Here is a 16,933-nt window from a genome sequence, read left to right as displayed (position 1 = left end):
CGACCAGAAGAAGCACCTCGGGTAACGGATGGGCGACCCGCCATTGCTCCCGCTCATCCTCAACGAGACTWAAATGGTCCAGCAAAACCCGCAGCCGCGGGCGATCGTCTTCAAACATGTCGGCCTCCAAATCACCGACACTCTTGAATCACACCCAAACCGTTCAGGGAAGAAACGTTAACCCGAGTTCAGAGCCGTGCCAGCGACGCATCAATTCCCACAACATAGTCCCCGCTTGTCCCCCGCTTGATGCTTGGGGCCGAAATCATCGGACCCGCTTCACCATCGTCGCTCTGAGGCACAGTCATCTTCTTGGCTATGCGGAGCGCCGCCCCATTGCGGCATCTGGCTTCGTCGTTTGAGCGCGCCCTCACAACGGGCATGCTAGATCGGAAACAGATATCAATCTTCACAGCGCCTCTTCGAGTTCCGGCAGTGCCTCGAAGAGATCGGCGACGAGGCCGTAGTCGGCGATCTGGAAGATCGGTGCCTCCTCGTCCTTGTTGATGGCGACGATGACCTTCGAGTCCTTCATGCCGGCGAGATGCTGGATGGCGCCTGATATGCCGCAGGCGATGTAAAGCTGCGGTGCCACCACCTTGCCGGTCTGGCCGACCTGCCAGTCGTTCGGCGCGTAGCCGGCATCGACGGCAGCGCGGKAGGCGCCAACGGCCGCCCCGAGCTTGTCGGCAACCGGCAGAATGACTTCCTTGAACTTCTCCGCCGAACCGAGTGCGCGTCCGCCCGAGATGATGATCTTGGCCGAGGTCAGTTCCGGACGATCGGAGGTCGACAGCGCATCGGCGACGAAGCTCGAAAGACCGGGATTGGCGACCGCCGGGATTGCCTCGACAGTGGCCGAACCGTCTTCTGCGGCGGAAGCGAAGGAGGCGGTGCGCACGGTGATCACCTTCTTGGCATCGCTTGCCTGCACCGTCTGGATGGCATTGCCGGCATAGATCGGCCGCTTGAAGGTGTTGGACGAAACCACCTCGATGATTTCCGAGACCTGGGCGACATCGAGGAGAGCTGCGACACGCGGCATGACGTTCTTGCCGACCGAGGTAGCAGCCGTCAGGATGGTGTCATAACCTGCCGCCAGCGAGACGATGAGATCGGCAAGCGGTTCGGCGAGATTGTTGGCAAGCTCGTCGCTTTCGGCCAGCAGCACCTTGGAGACGCCGGCAAGCTTGGCGGCGGCATCGGCCGCAGCCTTGGCGGCTTTGCCGGCCACCAGCACATGGATATCGCCGCCGATCTGAGTGGCCGCCGTCAGCGCCTTGGCGGTCTGGTCGGAAAGATGGGCATTGTCGTGGTCAGCCAGAAGAAGAATGGCCATGGTGAAGTTCTCCCTTTCTATCCTCAGAGCACGCCGGCTTCGGTCTTCAGCTTCTCGACCAGTTCGGCGACCGACTTGACCTTGACGCCTGCCTTGCGGCCGGACGGCTCTTCGGTCTTCAGCACCTTCAGCCGCGGTGTCGTATCGACGCCGAAATCGGCAGGCGCCTTCTTGTCGAGCGGCTTCTTCTTCGCCTTCATGATGTTCGGCAGCGAGGCGTAACGCGGCTCGTTGAGGCGAAGATCCGTGGTCACCACCGCCGGCAGCTTGACCTCGATCGTCTGCAGGCCGCCATCGACCTCGCGGGTCACCTTGGCTTTTCCCTCGCCGATCTCGATCTTCGAGGCGAAGGTCGCCTGCGCCGAACCCAAGAGGGCCGCCAGCATCTGGCCGGTCTGGTTCGAGTCATCATCGATCGCCTGCTTGCCGACGATGATCAGGCCCGGCTGTTCGGCATCGGCAACACCTTTGAGGATCTTGGCGACGGCCAGCGGCTCGACCTGATCTTCGGTCTCGACCAGGATGGCGCGATCCGCGCCCATGGCAAGGGCGGTGCGCRATGTCTCCTCGGCCTTGGCCGGTCCGATCGACACCACCACCACTTCCTCGGCCTTGCCGGCCTCCTTCAGCCGCAGCGCTTCTTCGACCGAAATCTCGTCGAACGGGTTCATCGACATCTTCACATTCGCAAGCTCGACGCCCGAACCATCCGGCTTCACCCGGATCTTCACGTTGTAATCAACTACCCGCTTCACGGGAACGAGAATCTTCATGTGCAGCACTCCTGATCAGCGGCTCGGAACCGGCGTATCGCCGCAATAATCATAAAAGCCTCTGGCGACTTTGCGTCCTAGCCATCCCGCTTCGACATATTTCACCAACAGTGGACATGGGCGGTACTTGCTGTCCGCCAGGCCTTCATGCAGAACGTTCATGATGGCGAGGCAGGTATCGAGGCCGATGAAATCAGCCAGTTCCAGCGGTCCCATCGGATGATTCGCGCCAAGCTTCATGCTCTGATCGATGTCGAAAACCGAACCGACACCCTCGTAAAGCGTATAAACGGCTTCGTTGATCATCGGGACCAGAATCCGGTTCACGATAAAGGCGGGGTAATCCTCCGCAACGACTGCGGTTTTGCCGAGTCGTTGTACGACGGCGCGGACAGCCTCGAAAGTCTCGTTGCTGGTCACGATTCCACGAATGAGCTCGACGAGCTGCATGACCGGAACCGGATTCATGAAGTGGAGGCCCATAAACTGCTCGGGCTTTCGAGTCCGTCCGGCTAGACGGGTGATCGAGAGCGAAGACGTGTTTGAGGTGAGGATCGCTTCCGGCTTCAGGTGAGGTCGGAGATCGTCGAATAATTTCAGCTTGACCGGCTCGCTCTCCGCCGCCGTCTCGATGATCAGATCGAGCGTGCCAAGTTCGGGCAGGTTTACGGTCGTCCTGAGGCGTCCAACGGCGCTCAACATTGCCTCGGCCGCGATCGTTCCCCGTGCCACCTGCCGGTCCATATCCTCGCTAATTTTGGCGACCGCGGCGACGAGCCGATCCGCGTCGACGTCCATCAGCGAGACCTCGAATCCCGCAATTGCAAGCACATGAGCGATACCGCTGCCCATCTGCCCGGCGCCGAGCACTCCGATGGTTTCGATCGTCATTTCGTGTCTACCCTCGACTCTTCGGAAGAAAAGCTCCAGCGTCCAGCACCCAAAAGCGGCGAGGCACTGTCGAGCGTGAGGAGGCTGCGCGACAAGCCGATCGGCGTTCTCAGGCCGGACAAGCCTTCCGGAGCGATCTTAAGCCGGCGCGCCTTGATCTGCGGATCGTCGATCGCCTCGGCGACGCTATTGATCGGTCCTCCCGGAACACCCGCCCCTTCAAGTGCGGCGATCAGTTCTGCTTTCGGCCGAAGTCGCGTCTTTTCCGCAATTATCGCGCAAAGCTTCTCGCGGTTTTCCACTCGTGCGGGATTGGTGGCGTAGGCCGGGTCTCCGGCGAGCGCAGCGAGATCCAGCAGGTCGCAAAGGGATGCGAACTGCCGATCGTTGCCACAAGCGATAATGAGATGACCGTCGAAGGCCGGGAAAACCTGATAGGGCACGATATTCGGATGAGCGTTTCCCATACGGTGAGGCACGTTGCCGGTTGCGAGATAATTCATGGCCTGGTTGGCAAGGACGGAAACTCCGACGTCGAAGAGCGCCAGATCGACATGCTGGCCAACGCCGGAGCGGTCGCGCTCGGCAAGCGCTGCCTGAATGCCGATGACGCCGTAAAGTCCGGTAAAGACGTCGATCCAGGCGACGCCGACTTTCTGCGGTTCACCGTCTGGCTCACCGGTCAGGTCCATAATTCCGCACATACCCTGTATGAGGAAATCGTATCCTGGCTGACGGGCGCGCGGGCCTGTCTGACCGAAACCGGTCACCGAAGCGTAGACGATCCGCGGATTGATCGCGGCGATGCTTTCATAATCGAGACCGAATTTTTGCAGCCCGGCAACTTTGAAGTTCTCAATCACAACGTCAGCTTCTGCGATCAATGCTTTGACGCGCTCAAGACCCTCGGGATCGCCGAAGTCACAAATGACCGACGACTTGCCTCGGTTTGCCGCATGAAAATACGCCGCCACCTTCTCAGCGCCGCCCTTACCGTCCGGGCGTTCGATAAAGGGTGGCCCCCAACTGCGGGTGTCGTCGCCCTGCGGGCTTTCCACCTTGATAACCTCGGCGCCGAGATCGGCGAGTGTCTGGCCGATCCAGGGACCGGCAAGGATGCGGGCAAGTTCGACGACTTTCAGGCCGGCAAGCGGTGCACTGTTCGGACCGCCCATCAGAAGAACGCCTGAATACCGGTCTGGGCGCGGCCGAGGATCAGTGCGTGGACATCATGCGTGCCCTCATAGGTGTTGACCGTTTCAAGGTTCTGGGAATGGCGCATGACGTGGTATTCGATCTGGATGCCGTTGCCGCCGTGCATGTCACGGGCTTGCCTGGCGATATCGAGCGCCTTGCCGCAGTTGTTGCGCTTGACGATAGAAATCATTTCCGGCGCGAACTTGTGCTCGTCCATCAGGCGCCCTACGCGGAGTGAAGCCTGCAGCCCCAGTGCAATCTCCGTCTGCATGTCCGCCAGCCTCCTCTGGAAGAGTTGAGCGCCAGCCAGCGGTTTGCCAAATTGAACGCGGTCCAGTCCATATTGCCGCGAACGCAACCAGCAATCCTCGGCAGCGCCGAGCACGCCCCAGGAAATGCCATAACGGGCGCGGTTCAGGCAGCCGAACGGCCCCTTGAGACCCGAAACATTCGGCAGCAGGGCGTCCTCGCCGATCTCGACGCCGTCCATCACGATCTCGCCGGTGATCGAGGCACGCAGCGACAGCTTGCCGCCGATCTTCGGCGCCGACAGGCCTTTCATGCCCTTTTCGAGGATGAAACCGCGGATCTGGCGGTTATGAGCTTCCGACTTCGCCCAGACAACGAAGACATCGGCGATCGGCGCATTGGAGATCCACATCTTTGAGCCGCGCAGGCGGTACCCGCCGTCGATTTTCTCGGCGCGGGTCTTCATGTCGCCGGGATCGGAGCCGGCATCCGGCTCGGTCAGACCGAAGCAGCCGATCAATTCCCCGGATACGAGGCCCGGTAGATACTTGTCTCGCTGTTCTTCCGAGCCATAGGCATAGATCGGATAGATCACCAGCGACGACTGGACGCTCATCATCGACCGATAGCCTGAATCGACGCGTTCGACCTCGCGCGCAACCAGGCCGTAAGAGACGAAGTTGGCGCCAGCCGCCCCATATTTTTCCGGCAACGTTACGCCGAGAAGCCCGGCCCTGCCCATCAGCCGGAAGAGACCGGGATCAGTCTTCTCCTCAAGATAGGCATCCCCCACGTGCGGCAGCAATTCGGCCTCTGCAAAGGCCTTGGCAGCATCGCGGATCATGCGTTCCTCTTCAGAGAGCTGCTCCTCCAAGAGGAAGGGATCGTCCCACGCAAACGCGCTCGTCTGTGCGGAAGACATGGCTGTGGCGGAATTTGTCGTCACGGATTTCCCTCGAATGAAATGCGACCTCGGATATCGAAGCTGCTTGCTCATGCATTTACCGATTGTGTTTCGCGAGAAATAACCCTATTTAGATGTGATCTAATTCATAAAATGCATAGGTTTGATGCGCCCGCGTCGGTTCCTTCCCTCCATGAGCCTCCTCTCTGCGTTCGAAGCCGTCTTGCGCACCGGCTCAACGGCGGCGGCGGCGCGTGAGCTTGATTTGACACAGAGCACTGTGAGCCGCCTCGTGCAGAATCTGGAGCAGCAGCTTGGCCGGCCGCTCTTCGAGCGACACAGGCAGAAGCTCATTCCGACGGAAGCAGCCCATGCCTACGGGCGGAACGTGAGCCGCGCGCTCGATCTCATCCAGCGGGGCAGCATGGAATTCGCCGCCAACCCAGGCGGCGGCACCCTGTCGCTGGCTATCCTGCCGGCTTTCGGTACGCGATGGCTGGCGCCGCGGTTGGGCGCATTCCTGGWCAAACATCCAGGTATCACGATCAACCTCGCGACGCGGCTCAAGCGCTTTAACTTTGCCGCCGAGAGTTTTGACGCAGCCATTCATTTTGGAGCAGACGATTGGCGGGATGCCGACCATATGAAACTCTTCGAGGAGCGCCTGACGGCGTGCATTTCGCCAGCGCTCCTCGCTGAACATCCGATTGACGACATCGCGGACATGGCGAGGTTGCCACTTCTGCAACTGGAAACCAGGCCGACCGGCTGGAGGATCTGGTTTGCCGCTCAGGGAGCGCGACCGGCGAACGTGACGGGGATGCTTTTCGACCAGTTCGCGACGATGACGCAGTCGGCGATCTCCGGGCTCGGCGTGGCTCTTCTTCCGGCCTATCTCGCTGACACTGAAATAATCGAAGGGCGCCTGGTACCGGTCCTGAAGAGATCGGTGCCGGGCTCGGGGTCCTACTGGCTCGTCTGGCCGCAATCGCGGACCAATTACCCGCCGCTCGAAGCTTTCCGCGCCTGGCTGGCCAAAGAAAAGGTCTCGGGAACCTCGTGAGTCTTAGCAGCAAGACGGGAAGCGGCTGTGTCGTTTTCGTGACAGTCATCATCGCCACATTATAGTCGGCCCGAGCTTGTGGGCATGCATGATGTGTCCCTCATTTCGGGCAACGGATCGTGTCCCGCCGGGTAGTGTAGGTCCTGAGGATTAGATGGCCATCAGTTTTTTTCCGGCAGGGTCGGGCTGTTCAAGACCAACCTGATGGAAAGACACCGATGACCGACGATATGATGAACGTGCGCTCGCTTGTTGAGAAGAGTGCCGATGCCGATTTGCTACGGGAGATGATCGGCGTTGCCGCCGAACGGCTGATGGAGCTGGAGGTCGGCAGTGCGACCGGTGCTGGCTACGGCGAGAAGAACGCGATGCGGCTGGCCCAACGCAACGGCTACCGCGACCGAGACTGGGACACGTCGCATGGCGGAAAAGGCTCTGACGGCTGTTATCCAGGAAGCTTACATCCAAGGCATCTCAACGCGTTCCGTCGACGATCTCGTCAAGGCGATGGGTATGAGCGGCATCTCCAAGAGCCAGGTGAGCCCTCTGTGCGAGGAGATCGATGTCAAGGTCAAGGTTTTCCTCGAAAGACCCATCGACGGGCTGGCCCTATCTCTGGATCGATGCCCACCTATCTGAAGGTCCGGCGCGGTGGCCGCATTGTTTCCGTTGCCGTTATCATCGCCGTCGGCGTCAATACCGATGGCAGGCGCGAGGCTCTGGGCATGGAAGTTGGCACTCCCGAAGCCGAGCCGATCTGGACGGAGTCCCTGCGTAGGCTCGCCCGCCGAGGTCTGCGCGGTGTGAAGCTCGTCGTCTCCGATGCTCATGAGGGCCTCAAGGCCGCCGTCACCAAGGTTCTCAGTGCCACATGGCAAAGATGCCGGGTTCACTTCATGAGGAACGTGCTGGCGCACGCCGGAAAGAGCGGCAGACGCGTCGTATCCGCCTTCATCGCCACTGCTTTTGCTCAGGACACATCGGAGGCGGCGAGCACCCAGTGGCGCAACGTCGCCGTCCAGATCCGGCCGAAAGTGCAGAAGCTCGCCGCCATCATGAATGATGCCGAAGAGGATGTGCTCGCCTGCATGACCTTCCCGAAAGAGCACCGGGTCAATTGCATTCAACAAATCCGATCGAACATCTCAATGGCAAATCAAGCGACGCACCGAGGTCGTTGGCATCTTTCCCAACGACGAAGCCATCGTCCGTCTCGTCGGCGCACTGCTGCCCGAGCAAAACGATGACTGGGCCGTCCAACGTGCCAGGTACATGACACTTGAGACAATGGCATCAATGAGCGATGATCCGGAAATCAGCCTGCCTGCAGTCACGCGCTGAAATCCCACTCCGGCGCTCGCCGGAAAACACGGCTACCTGCCGGAAGCTACACCAATCCCTTAGGCTGAGACACGATCGGGAAACGTGAAACAGCGCATGGGTAGTGCCTCCGGATGACGCTGGTCCGAGTTGAGTCGGCAATTCCGGGCCGTCCTCATTTCGAAGCTAGGCGTACTGAGCTATCGGCGCGAATATCGCCTCTCTTTGAACGTGGCGAGCGACGGCAACCTTGTTACGGATGGAAGTCTGCCGAACCTCTTGTTGACGATCCAGGATCGTTGATCGGATGATCGGATGTGTGGAGGGGCGGAATGTTCGGTCGCCTGCGTAGAGGGGGCACCTCTGGCGATCTCGCGTTTCGTAAGCCAACCAAACCGCCTTCGCGTGGATGACTGGCTCAACGCTTGCAGGCGCGCGCCCTTTGCCGGTTTGTCGCGTATTCGCGCGAAGCTTCGCGTTCTGCCGCGCGACGATCAAGGTGGAAGTTCCTCCCAGATCGCCGCGCTATAGCGTTCCGCCATTCGTTCCGCTGATCCTTTGTCGATTATAGTTTATATCGAGGCCACCACGCGTGCATCAATCTAAATCAGACGCAAGTTCACGTCCCTAACCCAATATCCCGCCATGCCTCGACGCTCGGTGGTCCAGCGCAGACTGATATTTTAGTACGCTCGCCGATCTCATAGACGACCGCGCCAACGGTCATCGGTTCCGTCGCCAGTTGCGGGGCAACTAGCGAAACCTCACCGCCGGCCCGGCATGCCGCCAGTGCCGCCTTGACATCATCCGTGGTTACCCGCACGTCATCAAGATCGAGATGCAAGCTTTGGAGGCGACCGCGCGAACTATCGCTTCCTGCGAGGGGTATTGTCGCCGAACGCCTGTCGTCGCTCGCAAGCGGATGATTGGTATGCAGCGAACATCTAGACTTAGTAGCGAGCGGCAATACTTTGCCCGCGGAGCATTCGACAGTCGCGATGTTCTGACGGTCTCCCAATTGATAGTTCTGTCCCGAGGCGTGCGGAACGTCATGCAGGAACCTAATGGCGTCCGACACGCTCGAGCAGGCGAGGGCGCCTCGCATCACGAAAGCCACTGGCAACCCTGTCGGGCTGACAGCCAGTTGTGATAAGGTGTTCACACAGACGCCGACCCCGCGCTCGGACACGCCCATCAGGCCAATCAGACCTGCAGATGTGAAGACCATGGTCTCACCGGCTTCCGAGTCCTGCGTTTTCAGCAAAACCTGCGCCCCGTCGTGCCATCGTGGCAAGTCCATTGTTTGAGCAATTATTGTCGGGATAGGCCCGCAGGGGGCGATTGCAAGGCTGGAGCAATGTCCGTCTCCAGTGGAGCGGCCGAACCACCACTCCTCATCCAGTAGCTGGAGCGCAAATGCGGTTTCGTGGGCGATGTTGGATCCTTCCGCTATTCCTGCAACCTCTTCGGCGAGGTGGGGTGTGTATCGCTTCACCGCATCGCCGAACCGTGTTGCCGCCAAGAAGCGCGGAATGAACGTCTTGGCGGTGACGCCGTAGGCTTCCGCGATGGCGTCATGCCAGCGCATTATCTTTTCAGCGATAGCGGTGCGCAGCGCTTCTCCATGAGTGCGTCCTCGTTGACGGGGCGACCCAGCGCAGTCAATGACGGAAAGGAGATCGGTCTTCATTGGTCCTCCAATTTAAATGCGTGTCGCAAGCGGTGTTGCAACGGTATCGGCGTTTCAATCTCAGAACACCTCGAGAAGACGCTTCGTACGTGGTGTTAGGATTTCGAAACCTTCCTCTGTAATTGCAATGGAATCACCGAACCCGGCGGCGACCTCCCCAAACACTCTGAACGAGTAGCACGCGTGGAAGCACATCCCCGGCACGAGAATCTGGTCAGACTCTGCCAGCCAGATCGAGTTTTCAGGCCAGGACGGAGGAAAGGCCAGGCCGACGGGATAGGCCTTCCACGACCTGAATTTCTCAGTCAGGTAGTCAGCCAAAGTGGAGCCTACTATTCGGGTTCCAAGGCGAGTTCGCGCGTCCAAACTCATCAGTTCGCACTTCGTGCTAGTCAGAACGTCTCGCATAGTTCGGCGGGGCTTCAGATTGCTATAAAGTGTCTCAAGACAATGGAGCGCGACATCTGACAGAAGGCGTGTACTATCTGACGCACGCCCTGCTATCGCCGTGGAATAAAGCGGCGCGTTATAGCGCTCATGGACCCCACTCATCTCCATGATGATGGGGTCGCCCCGCTTGATCTTGTTCCTACGAAACGAAGAATGCACTATAGCATGCCAATCTCCGGTACGGATGATGGGATCAATGGAGAAATATTCACTGCCTGCGCGGATCATACCTGCAGACGCCGCCGCGGCAATGTCATTGTCGGTGATGCCCTCCTGGATGATCGCTTCTGCTGCCGTCAGACCAGCTACCGAATAAAGCCCGGCCTTGCGCATATAGGTAATCTCTGTTGGGGACTTTACGGCACGAATGCGAGTGACCAAACCGGACGCATCGGCCACTATTGCATTAGGAAATGCAGAGCACAGTTTCGAGTAGGCATACGGAGTTAGTCCCTTTTGCCGACTCTCCAAGCCAATTTTTTTCGGCGTTGAATTTAAACTGTCTATGATTAAGGCTAGTTCCGTACCAGCCTCATCCATGCGACTCCACATTATCGACTCGATGCGCTCGACATTAGTATGGACGCGGCCAAGATCGACCTCCAGATCGCAAACATGGAGAACTAGGTTTCCCTGCGCAGGAAGGATCAAGCAGGAATACCAGTCCGATACCAATGTTTGAAAACCTGTTAGATAGCAGATATTGGAAAGGTCGGTAACGAGCAGCACGTCAATCTCAGCTTGCGCCATTTTCTCGCGCACGCGCTGAACGCGATAGTTGTAGTCTTTCTGCTCGAAAGCCGTAAACTTAAACGGTTGAACCTTTGGAGTCGCTTCAGTAGTAGTCATTGAACGATGCTTTCTGTGATGGTGGAGGCGTCGGGCGCAACGGCATACGCCTAAATGCGTCCGGGCGAACTCGGCTCGAATGCTGGATGAGAAAGAGCCTTTTCTGTGTTCTGCGTGTCGGTTCGCCGGTCGACTAATTTCCGCAGTTTATTGCACTCACTCGGTGCAGTGTCCACAACGATCCTGTCCGATTCTCGAACTGCGAGTCTCCATCTTTAGTTGAGGAAACAACAAGCGCGGTTGCGATGCGGCAGTTACTCTCGTCTGAAGCTAGACCATTTGTAATTCCCTGTGTTTGTGGCTGGGACAAGCCTCAGTCTGCTCCTTTCAGCGACATCGGTACTTCTGATAGTTAGAATGCATAGCGAACTCTCTCCTGCAATGCAACGCATGTTTTATAAGTTCAACTTGTGATGCAAACGTCCCGCTCTTTTTCAGGAGGACAAGGTCCTTGGGTCTTGTGATCAAAGAACCTCTGGACCTCTGGACCTTGGTACGCATTCGGCGAGTACCGCATTAATTTCGTATTTGCACGTGATAAGCTCTCGCAATGGATATCGACGAAGACAAGATCGACGATGCGGTGCTGGCGCTGTTGTGGCTGACGCTGCATGACGGGTATCGAGCCTGGAAGGGTTTGGACTGGGAGACGACGGATCGTTTGTTCAAGAAGGGGCTGATCGCCGATCCGGTGAACAAGTCGAAGTCGTTGATCTTAACGGATGAAGGCCTGCAACGGTCAGAGGAGCTGTTTCGGGAACTGTTTACGCGGCCGCCGCAATAGGTGCCGCCTTTTCGGCCTTCCAAGCCCACGGCAACAACTCGTCGATCCTGTTTGCCGGGTGGTCGGCGATACGGGCAAGCACATCGGCAAGCCAGGCCTGCGGATCGACATGGTTCATCTTTGCGGTGACGATCAAACTGTACATGGCGGCAGCTCGTTGACCACCACGGTCGGAGCCGGCGAATAGCCAAGCCTTTCTTCCCAATGCAATTCCGCGCAGCGAACGCTCTGCCGCGTTGTTCGACAGGCAGATCCGGCCATCGTCGAGGAAACGAGTAAACGATACCCAGCGGTTCAACATGTAGTCGAACGCTTTGGCCAGATCATTGTCGCGAGACAGCTTGGCACGTTGCTCGCGCACCCACCGCTCCATGTTGGCGATCAGTGGCTTGCTATGCTGCTGACGCGTCGCCTTGCGCTCATCGGCCGTCTGGCCATTGATCTGACGTTCGATCTCGAACAGCGCATCGATCCGGCGCACCATCTCGATGGCGATTGGTGAGATGACGGCAGCGGGTTTGCCCTGAGCCTTGCGCCGGGCATTGGCCTCGAGATCGGCCATGATGAAGAATGGTCGCCTTGCGTGCGCCCAGCACGCTGCCTCATAGATCGGACCTGGACTGCGATCAGGAAGATAGAGCTTGGTATAACCGCCATAGGCATCTGCTTGCAGGATGCCGCAATAGCCGGCCAGATGCGCCTGCGGATGGTCACCGCTGCGGTCGCGGGAATAATAGAACATCGCCGACGGCGGCGCCGTGCCACCGAACGGGGCATCATCGTGCACATATGTCCAGATCCGAGCAGTATCGGTCTTGCCGGCTGCGAGAACCGGAACCGTGGTATCGTCGCCGTGAATCCGCTCGGCTGCAAAGGTGTGAGCCTCGATCCGCCTCAGGATTGGATCAAGGGCATGGCAACAAGAACCGATAGCATCGGCTGCCGTCGACAGGCTGATTGACACGCCCTCAAGCGCAAATCGTTCCACCTGACGATTAAGGGGAATGTGTTGGCCGAATTTGTCGTAGAGGATCATCGCCAGAAGGCTTGGACCTGCCCAGCCTCTGGGAATGACGTGGAATGGGGCCGGTGCCTGGCTGATCTTCTCGCAGTCGCGGCAGGTGAACTTCTCGCGCACCGTCTGAATGACTTTCCAGGAGCGTGGAATGCTCTCCATCGTCTCGGTGACATCTTCGCCCAGCTTGCGCAGCCGGTCACTACCGCAGCAGCTGCAGGCGACCGGACCGGGCACAACGACACGCTCGCGCGGCAGGTGATCGGGGAATGGCTTCTTAACGGGGCGTTTGCGTGTGAAGCCGGCGACAGCAATGGGGGCGGCCGCAGCAATGGCCATTTCAGCGGCAAGTTCATCCTCGGTGGCCGCCGCCTCGGCATCCTCGAGCATCAGCTCCATTTGAGCGATCAGCCTGGCAGTCCGCTCCGATTTCTGACCACGCAATTGCCTTTGCAGCTTTTCGATATGGACCTTCTGACGCAGAATGGTGGCTTGATCGTCCGCTTCCTTGGCTTTGGCGACGGCAAGTTCGGCTAAGGCAACGGCGCGCTCCGCACGCGCCACGACCAGCTCTGCTTCAAGTGCAGCGGCATAATCGGAGTGGTTTTCCAGGCCGTTTTCCATGTCCGGATCAAACCACAAAGCCACTGATTTGCATAGCTTTTCTTCAAGGTTCGAGCCGCAAAATGCACCTATCCGGCGCTCGTCGGACGCCATGTCTGTTGCGGATTTCGCCAGTCTATTCCCTCAAGAAGGTAGGACATCTGCCCGGCTGTAAGGGCAATGGCTCCGTCCACTGTCGCCGGCCAAATAAAGTGGCCTCGGTCGAGCCGTTTGGCATAAAGCGATAGTCCGACACCGTCATGCCATAGGGCCTTGATCAATCGACCATTTCTCCCGCGGAAAACAAAAACGTCGCCCTGGAACGGATTGCGGCCAAGCCCCTCTTGCACGATGAGAGCCAACCCCTGCATACCCTTGCGCATATCGCAGTGACCGCTGGCAATCCACACTCTGACGTTCGAACTGATCGGGATCATCGTCCCTCCAGCACATCAAGCACGCGCGACAACGTCGAGGCATCAAAGTCACGAGTGACCCGCACCGACCGGCCCCGGCCAACATGGATTTCGATCGCAGAAGACGCCGTCGCAGCCGGCATTCCCATTGCCGAGTCCGGCGCCTGTTGTACCTTCACCGGAACGAAGGCGCGCGGCTCTTCCGCTCTCTCTGCAACACCAAGCTCACGACGCCACCGATAAACCAGTGACCGATCAACGTCGTGACGTCGCGCAACCTCCGTCACCGTCATCTCGCCAGTCAGCGTCTCCGAAACGATCGATTCCTTGGAAGTTCGTGTGAACTTCCGGCGCCGCATACTGCCCGCCAAAATCTCAAGCTGATGGATAGACACGTCGTTATCCTCGTTGTTAGCAACGTGGCGATACCGCTCACCTCAGCAAAACATCGCTATCACCGTGACAAAGCAAGGCGGTCCTCGGCGTGGGCATACGAATGAACGGGGCATTGCCATGAACCGCCGCAATGCGCTCTTTGCAGGCCATGATGAAGGCGGACGCAACTGGGCCCAGTTCGCCAGCCTGATTGGCACATGCAAAATGAATGGCGTGGAGCCCTACGCTTATCTGTGGGATCTCTTCACCCGTCTCGCCAATGGCCTCTTGCCAAAGATATCGACGCTCTGATGCCATGGGCTTATGCCGCTCGCATCAAGACCTCACAATGAGCTCGTCAGATACTATCCTGAGCTCATATCCGGCCTTAGGGAACACTATTGAGTCGCTGAAACTGAAAAATCAATGGGGCGTAGACGCCGCACACGGCGGAGCCACAATGCACCTGAGAGTCACAAGCTGCGGGTCTTCACAAGCCACGACAGCGCCAGCACCGCATCGTCGATATCCCTTGCGAGAGCTTTTGACGAGCAAATACGAAATTAATGCGGTCCTCGCCGAATGCGTACTGCATCTCAAAAGCTGCTCGAGCAGATGCTTACAATTGTTCCTGTTCGCCAATGTTCGGAAAAGGTGTAATCGACCAACTGATTAGGTTAACGGCACGCTCAAGTATGATCTCGGTCTGACTGCGACTGGGTGAGGTGGCAATGACGTGTCCAATCGAGTCTCGGTCATCGCTTTTCCTGACGAACGGCGTCTTCGGTTTAAGGTACAGTTCAATCTCGGCGACACCGGGCTCAGCGGCTGCCTGCCTATCGCCATTGATCCAATCGAGGATGCCATCGGTATCAGGAACTAGGAATCGTGCGGCCGCCGTCTGCGAACGTCTTCGGCTCAAATCCCATTTCTCGCCTATGACAAGCTTGATGTGCTGATTGATAAGATCGACACCATAAGCCAGCTGAATCAGCCGAGGAGTGGTCCAACCCGGAAGACGCGGATTGACTTCAATAGCGACTGGACCTCGCTTCGTCCACCGCAATTCAATGTTCGCTGGCCCCCAACCAAGACCGAGAGCTCGTAAGCAGCTTAGTGAAACATCGGCGATGCACTTACATTGACCATCAGTTAGGGGCGCCGGAAAGATGCTCTCACGAACGACGAAATGCGGTGGGCTGCCAAATTTGGCGGTGCCAATTGCAACGACCTCATTCCCCATTGTGTCGACACTATAGTATGGTCCTTGAGCGAACTCTTCGATTAGTATCCCTGGCGAAGATCGCCAGATGTGCTTACCGCCCAGCAGATAAGTCGTGTGTTCAGCCACCTCCGTGATGTTGCGGCATAATCGGACCCCGCTGCTGCCGCTGCCAGTGACTGGCTTAAGTATCACCGGCAGACCAATCTCCTCTGCAGAGCTTTCAACGTCCGTTGCATCCGTTGCCAAGCGGTAGGCAGGTATTGGAACGCCCGCCCGTGCGAGGAGTTGACGTTGAACGAATTTGTCGTAGCACTGTTCAATCGATGCTGGGTCTGGTCCGGGTAGATCGAAATGGCGGCAGAGCCTCCCGACTGTCACATAGACCGATTCATCTCGGCCCGCGAACCCAGTGATGCCCGCGATGTCATAAGTCGCACGTAGCTGGGTACACTCATGAATCATTGCATCGAGATCGCCTGTATCGACACGGATCGCTTGTACCCTTTTTGCCGAAATATAGTCGTACTGAGCTGGGTCAACCGATAGAGTAATTGGTTGAATGCCAAGGCGCTGGGCAGCTTGAATATACAGAGGACCATTACCTCTACTACCTTCAACTAGGATGAGCGCTCTTCTTGCCATTTACGCGGAGCTCCGACGTTGACGCTCTGGATGATCTGAGGGCAAATTGCAAAGTCCCTCTCTCACTCAACGCGTTTCTTCAGTTTATGTGAGCGTATCATTGTCGGCGGGTTGCTTGTGCAAAGATTCTGTAAAACTTTTGAAGGGCCTATGCAGCGTCTATTTGAAGTTGAATCTGTCAAGTTCGTCAAACGAGGCCAAGGTAGTCGGCCGTGAATTATCCGGAAGTAGTTGATGTTTCCGGTACATCGTACGTGTCCCATTAATCGGTGTCGCAAGAAAGCTGTCGCATTGCCTCAGGAACAATGGGAGCCAACAAATGTCGAGACCTAGTGAACGGCGCGAGACGGGAGCAGGATCCGTTCCGGTCTCGTCTTGATCAGATCATTGATCTGAAGCACGACCTTATCTGGTTGGCGCAGACAATCGATTGGCCGTTCTAGAAGAACGATATGGTGAGATTTATTCCGATGGAGCCGGTATGCCGCCACTACCTCGACAGCCTCTCCAGTATTTCTGCGGCGGGACATTCTTCCAACACACATTGCCGTTTCGATCGTTCGTCGCTGATGGCAGCGCAAATGCAGTTTGTCGCATGGCTGGCGCCAACGCATGGGCGAGTAGCGGATAAAGGCGCTTCTGCAGGAGAGCCTCTTGGTGGCGTCAAGACCGGTGCGATGAAGTCGTCGGACACGCGGCAGGCGATCGTCGATACAATAGTCCAAGAACATGATGTTTCCGACCGCCGCCAAGCTCATTGACCGGGCACGGAGCGGCTCGTGTGGCTGGCTCGCAGGGTGGCGCTCGATCTGCGCCAGACGGCTGGGAAAATTCGCCCTGATCCAGCACCAGCGGTATCCCCATGCCAAACAGTTCAAGCGGGCTGGGACGGCGCTGCCCAAGCTAAGGACCTATCTCGGGCGAACGATCCGCGACATCTCACGCCGACGAAGTGTAAGCGCTCATTTCGTTGCGCCTTTTCGCGTTGAATTCTCTGCCGCATGAAGTGTCCACTTAAAATAGGTGGACACCAAATATGAGTGACGAAGAGCAGAAACTGCGAGTGCGGTTGGTGGGACGTGATGGGCGACGCCGCTATGATCCGGGATCARAGGAGCGGCTTGTTGCGGCCTGCCTTGAGCCTGGTG

At 58.0% G+C, this 16,933-nt stretch carries 13 protein-coding genes and 4 pseudogenes; 6 read left to right on the top strand and 11 right to left on the bottom strand.

Going from position 1 to position 16,933, the window contains the following annotated elements; all coding sequences use genetic code 11:
* Positions 1 to 409: 409 nt before the first annotated feature.
* Genes QD409_RS33815 through QD409_RS33795 form a run of 5 tightly spaced genes read right to left on the bottom strand, consistent with a single transcriptional unit; the run spans position 410 to position 5,371 of the window.
* Positions 410 to 1,339 (bottom strand): electron transfer flavoprotein subunit alpha/FixB family protein, encoded by a 930-nt coding sequence (locus QD409_RS33815; protein ID WP_430764878.1) that lies wholly within the window; start codon positions 1,337 to 1,339, stop codon positions 410 to 412.
* A 23-nt stretch (positions 1,340 to 1,362) separates the two neighbouring features.
* A complete protein-coding gene (locus tag QD409_RS33810) occupies positions 1,363 to 2,112 on the bottom strand; it encodes an electron transfer flavoprotein subunit beta/FixA family protein (protein ID WP_430764877.1) in 750 nt (249 codons plus the stop codon).
* Positions 2,113 to 2,127: 15 nt separating this feature from the next.
* The gene (locus QD409_RS33805) at positions 2,128 to 3,003 is read right to left on the bottom strand and encodes a 3-hydroxybutyryl-CoA dehydrogenase (RefSeq protein ID WP_004128992.1); all 876 of its coding nucleotides are present in this window, start codon (positions 3,001 to 3,003) and stop codon (positions 2,128 to 2,130) included.
* The gene (locus tag QD409_RS33800) at positions 3,000 to 4,178 is read right to left on the bottom strand and encodes a CaiB/BaiF CoA transferase family protein (protein ID WP_004128995.1); all 1,179 of its coding nucleotides are present in this window, start codon (positions 4,176 to 4,178) and stop codon (positions 3,000 to 3,002) included. The genes QD409_RS33805 and QD409_RS33800 overlap by 4 nt, the downstream gene beginning before the upstream one ends.
* Entirely contained in the window at positions 4,178 to 5,371 is a 1,194-nt protein-coding gene (locus QD409_RS33795) for an acyl-CoA dehydrogenase (RefSeq protein ID WP_015342015.1), read from the bottom strand. Before QD409_RS33795 ends, QD409_RS33800 begins: the two co-directional genes overlap by 1 nt.
* A gap of 148 nt (positions 5,372 to 5,519) precedes the next feature.
* On the opposite strand from QD409_RS33795, the gene QD409_RS33790 reads away from it, so the two are divergent.
* Together QD409_RS33790 and QD409_RS33785 are read left to right on the top strand one after the other, a co-directional pair.
* Positions 5,520 to 6,416: a LysR family transcriptional regulator gene (locus QD409_RS33790; protein ID WP_430764876.1), complete on the top strand. Its 897-nt coding sequence runs from the start codon at positions 5,520 to 5,522 to the stop codon at positions 6,414 to 6,416.
* A 218-nt stretch (positions 6,417 to 6,634) separates the two neighbouring features.
* A pseudogene (locus QD409_RS33785) lies at positions 6,635 to 7,757 on the top strand (IS256 family transposase).
* 598 nt (positions 7,758 to 8,355) lie between these two features.
* Here the strand turns inward: QD409_RS33785 and QD409_RS33780 are convergent.
* Positions 8,356 to 9,426: a C45 family autoproteolytic acyltransferase/hydolase gene (locus QD409_RS33780; RefSeq protein WP_004129003.1), complete on the bottom strand. Its 1,071-nt coding sequence runs from the start codon at positions 9,424 to 9,426 to the stop codon at positions 8,356 to 8,358.
* A gap of 60 nt (positions 9,427 to 9,486) precedes the next feature.
* Entirely contained in the window at positions 9,487 to 10,725 is a 1,239-nt protein-coding gene (locus tag QD409_RS33775) for a M24 family metallopeptidase (protein ID WP_004129006.1), read from the bottom strand.
* Between the two features lie 550 nt (positions 10,726 to 11,275).
* On the opposite strand from QD409_RS33775, the gene QD409_RS33770 reads away from it, so the two are divergent.
* On the top strand, positions 11,276 to 11,509 hold the full coding sequence (locus QD409_RS33770; RefSeq protein ID WP_004129017.1) for a DUF6429 family protein: 234 nt from the start codon (positions 11,276 to 11,278) through the stop codon (positions 11,507 to 11,509).
* Here QD409_RS33770 and tnpC read toward each other — a convergent pair.
* The 3 genes from tnpC to tnpA all read right to left on the bottom strand — a co-directional run bounded on the left by tnpC (position 11,490) and on the right by tnpA (position 13,938).
* Positions 11,490 to 13,148 carry an IS66 family transposase gene (gene tnpC / locus QD409_RS33765; RefSeq protein WP_004129019.1) on the bottom strand — a complete coding sequence of 553 codons (1,659 nt, stop codon included), beginning with the start codon at positions 13,146 to 13,148 and terminating at the stop codon, positions 11,490 to 11,492. The two genes, QD409_RS33770 and tnpC, sit on opposite strands and share 20 nt — an antisense overlap.
* Positions 13,149 to 13,216: 68 nt before the next feature.
* Positions 13,217 to 13,564 carry an IS66 family insertion sequence element accessory protein TnpB gene (tnpB, locus tag QD409_RS33760; protein WP_004129022.1) on the bottom strand — a complete coding sequence of 116 codons (348 nt, stop codon included), beginning with the start codon at positions 13,562 to 13,564 and terminating at the stop codon, positions 13,217 to 13,219.
* A complete protein-coding gene (tnpA, locus tag QD409_RS33755) occupies positions 13,561 to 13,938 on the bottom strand; it encodes an IS66-like element accessory protein TnpA (protein ID WP_004126183.1) in 378 nt (125 codons plus the stop codon). The genes tnpB and tnpA overlap by 4 nt, the downstream gene beginning before the upstream one ends.
* 106 nt (positions 13,939 to 14,044) lie before the next feature.
* Here tnpA and QD409_RS33750 point away from each other — a divergent pair.
* A pseudogene (locus QD409_RS33750) lies at positions 14,045 to 14,271 on the top strand (transposase domain-containing protein); the annotation flags it as partial.
* Between the two features lie 266 nt (positions 14,272 to 14,537).
* Here the strand turns inward: QD409_RS33750 and QD409_RS33745 are convergent.
* Positions 14,538 to 15,785 (bottom strand): ATP-grasp domain-containing protein, encoded by a 1,248-nt coding sequence (locus QD409_RS33745; protein ID WP_004126188.1) that lies wholly within the window; start codon positions 15,783 to 15,785, stop codon positions 14,538 to 14,540.
* A gap of 319 nt (positions 15,786 to 16,104) precedes the next feature.
* Here QD409_RS33745 and QD409_RS33740 point away from each other — a divergent pair.
* A pseudogene (locus tag QD409_RS33740) lies at positions 16,105 to 16,730 on the top strand (IS5/IS1182 family transposase); the annotation flags it as partial.
* A gap of 91 nt (positions 16,731 to 16,821) precedes the next feature.
* A pseudogene (locus tag QD409_RS33735) lies at positions 16,822 to 16,933 on the top strand (IS66-like element accessory protein TnpA); the annotation flags it as partial.

Origin of the sequence: Rhizobium sp. BR 315 (genome assembly GCF_050577975.1) — a bacterium.
Classification (GTDB): Bacteria; Pseudomonadota; Alphaproteobacteria; order Rhizobiales; family Rhizobiaceae; genus Rhizobium; species Rhizobium miluonense.
The sequence above is the reverse complement of the archived record's forward strand: the minus strand, read 5'-3'. Positions and strand labels throughout refer to the sequence as shown.